Below are 2,990 nucleotides of genomic sequence, written 5' to 3'. Positions count from 1 at the left end.
GGCCGCGACGTCGGCCGGCGCCAGCACGTCGGCCAACACCAACGCGACGGCCGCAGCGGCCGACCAGCCGTACGTCGACAACGACGTGTACGGCACCGGGCCGAACGACGCGGTCACGGATTCCACGGAAGGGGCGGCCGTCGTGCACCGTACGGTCACGATCGGCGGCAAGACCATCAAGTACACGGCCACCACGGGCCACCTGACGACGATCGATCCGACCACGTCGGCGCCGAACGCGAAGATGTTCTACGTCGCGTACACGCAGGACAATCCGGACCCGTCGAAGCCGCGCCCGGTCACGTTCTTCTACAACGGCGGCCCCGGCTCGTCGTCGGTCTACCTGCTGCTCGGCTCGTACGGGCCGAAGCGCCTGCAGTCGTCGTTCCCGAACTTCACGCCGCCCGCGCCGTACAAGCTGCTCGACAACCCGGACAGCCTGCTCGACCGCACCGACCTCGTGTTCATCAACCCGGTCGGCACCGGTTACTCGACGGCGATCGCCCCGGCGAAGAACAAGGACTTCTGGGGCACCGACCAGGACGCCCGCTCGATCGACCGCTTCATCCAGCGCTACCTGACCAAGTACTCGCGCTGGAATTCGCCGAAGTTCCTGTACGGCGAGTCGTACGGCACCGCGCGCAGCGCGGTCGTGTCGTGGGTGCTGCATGAGGACGGCATCGACCTGAACGGGATCACGCTGCAGTCGTCGATCCTCGACTACGCGAATGCGCTGTCCGCGCCGGGCACGTTCCCGACGCTCGCGGCCGATGCGTTCTACTGGAAGAAGACGACGCTCAACCCGACGCCGACCGACCTCGACGCGTACATGATCCAGGCCCGCAACTATGCGGACAACACGCTCGCGCCGCTCGCGCAGAAGCCGAACCCGCAGGACGGCGGCTTCGTGAACGTGCGCCTGAACCTGAACCTGCAGACCGCGCAGCAGATGGGTTCGTACATCGGCACGGATCCGACGTCGCTGATCCAGACGTTCGGCAACCCGGCCGCGCTCGGCAACGTGCCGTCGTCGGACGACAACCCGCCGTACACGTTCTTCCTGACGCTCGTGCCGGGCACGCAGATCGGCCAGTACGACGGTCGCGCGAACTTCACGGGCAAGGGCATCGCGCCGTACATCCTGCCGAACTCGGGCAGCAACGATCCGTCGATCACGAACGTCGGCGGCGCGTACACGGTGCTGTGGAACAGCTACATCAACACCGACCTCAAGTACACGTCGACGTCGTCGTTCGTGGACCTGAACGACCAGGTCTTCAACAACTGGGACTTCAGCCACACGGATCCGACCGGCGCGAACAAGGGCGGCGGCAATACGCTGTACACGGCCGGCGACCTCGCATCGACGATGAGCGTGAACCCGGACCTGAAGGTGCTGTCGGCCAACGGCTATTTCGACGCGGTCACGCCGTTCCACCAGACGGAGCTGACGCTCGCGCAGATGCCGCTCGACCCGACGCTCAAGGCGCAGAACCTGACGATCAAGAACTACCCGTCGGGCCACATGATCTACCTGAACGACGCGTCGCGGACCGCGCTGAAGGGCGATCTCGCCAACTTCTACGACGGCATCCTGGCGAACCGTACCGCGCTGCAGCGCGTGTTGAAGCTGCAGATGCGCACGCAGCAGCTCAAGCAGCAGAAGTTGCAGCAGCAGGGGCAGTAAGCGCCGCGGGCGGCTTGCGCCGCCCCGGATGGACGACAGCCCGATCGGCGCAGGCCGGTCGGGCTGTTTTCATTCGTGGCGGGCGAGGGGGCGGTGCGTCATGCGCCGGTCGCGAACCGGCGTCAAACCGCCGAGGACAGGGCGTTCGCGCCGTGTGTTACGCGAGCACGAGCCGGATGCCGACCGCGACGAGCGTCGCGGCGAGCAGGTTGCGCAGCAGCCGCTCCGGTGCGCGTGCCGACAGCAGGCTGCCGAGCACGATGCCGGGCAGCGAGCCGAGCAGCAGCGACAGCAGCATCGACCAGTCGACCGAGCCGAGCAGCCAGTGGCCCATGCCCGCGACGAGCGTGAGCGGCACCGCGTGCGCGATGTCGGAGCCAACGATGCGGGTCGTCGCAAGTGCCGGATACAGCAGCAGGAGTACGGTCACGCCGATTGCGCCGGCGCCGACCGACGTCATCGACACGAGCACGCCGAGCACGGCACCCGTCAGTACGGTCGACCACAGCGTGCGCGCGGGGCTCGGCGCGAGCGGGTTGCGTGCGGCGAACGCGGTGAGCTGCGGCCGGAAGATCAGCGCGAGCGACGTGAGCAGCAGCGCGACGCCGAGCACGAGCTGGATCATTCGCGCGGTGCCCGGCGCGTTCATCCCGTGCGTATGCAACCACCACAGCGTGACGGCCGCGGCCGGGACGCTGCCCGCCGCGAGCCGGCCCGTGATGCGCCAGTCGATCGAGCCTTTAAGGCCGTGGACGAGCGTGCCGGTGGCCTTGGTCGCGGCCGCGTACAGCAGGTCGGTACCGACCGCCGTTGCGGGGTGGACGCCGAACAGCAGCACGAGGATCGGCGTCATCAACGAACCACCGCCAACGCCCGTCAGGCCGACGAGGATGCCGACGAACAGGCCGGACAACGAGTACAGCAGATCGATATGGGGAAGCGACATCGGAAGCAGGCGGTTATGCGGCGACGGTGAGGCGATGTTCGGCGGCGGCGCGTGGGTCAAAGTCCGCCATTGTCGCAAATGTGGCGGGTCGATGTACGACTGCGTTAAAAATCGGAGGGGAAAGCCCGTGGGGCGGGCAACCGGCCTGAAGTCAAACAGGCGTTTGAGCGGAGCGGGGGCGGGGTGGGCGTCATCGGCGCGACTGATCGGCCCGAAACGCCCGGTGAAACGAGAGCGGGTGCCGGGCCACGCACGCATAAAAAAGGGCGCGACGATGCGCGCCCGGGTTCGATGGCGGCGGTGGACGCCGCCAGCCGCCGGCTACCGGTCAGTGCATCGCGGGGCCGACGCCTTCGA

General features: G+C 67.7%; 2 protein-coding genes. One reads left to right on the top strand and one right to left on the bottom strand.

Annotation, left to right across the window (positions count from 1 at the left end; all coding sequences use genetic code 11):
* The coding region (locus tag G3N93_RS37325) for a S10 family peptidase (RefSeq protein ID WP_206135267.1) at positions 1 to 1,687 on the top strand (1,687 nt) is incomplete at its 5' end.
* A gap of 157 nt (positions 1,688 to 1,844) precedes the next feature.
* On the opposite strand, the gene G3N93_RS37320 is transcribed toward G3N93_RS37325, so the two are convergent.
* Positions 1,845 to 2,633, bottom strand: coding sequence for a sulfite exporter TauE/SafE family protein (locus G3N93_RS37320; RefSeq protein WP_174939412.1), 789 nt, complete (start codon positions 2,631 to 2,633; stop codon positions 1,845 to 1,847).
* Positions 2,634 to 2,990 lie beyond the last annotated feature (357 nt).

Origin of the sequence: Burkholderia sp. Se-20378 (assembly GCF_017104665.1) — a bacterium.
Taxonomy (GTDB): Bacteria; Pseudomonadota; Gammaproteobacteria; order Burkholderiales; family Burkholderiaceae; genus Burkholderia; species Burkholderia lata.
The sequence above is the reverse complement of the archived record's forward strand: the minus strand, read 5'-3'. Positions and strand labels throughout refer to the sequence as shown.

Excerpts from the sequence above, each read along its gene's own strand:
- G3N93_RS37320 (WP_174939412.1), bottom strand. The coding sequence starts at position 2,633 with ATGTCGCTTCCCCATATCGATCTGCTGTACTCGTTGTCCGGCCTGTTC.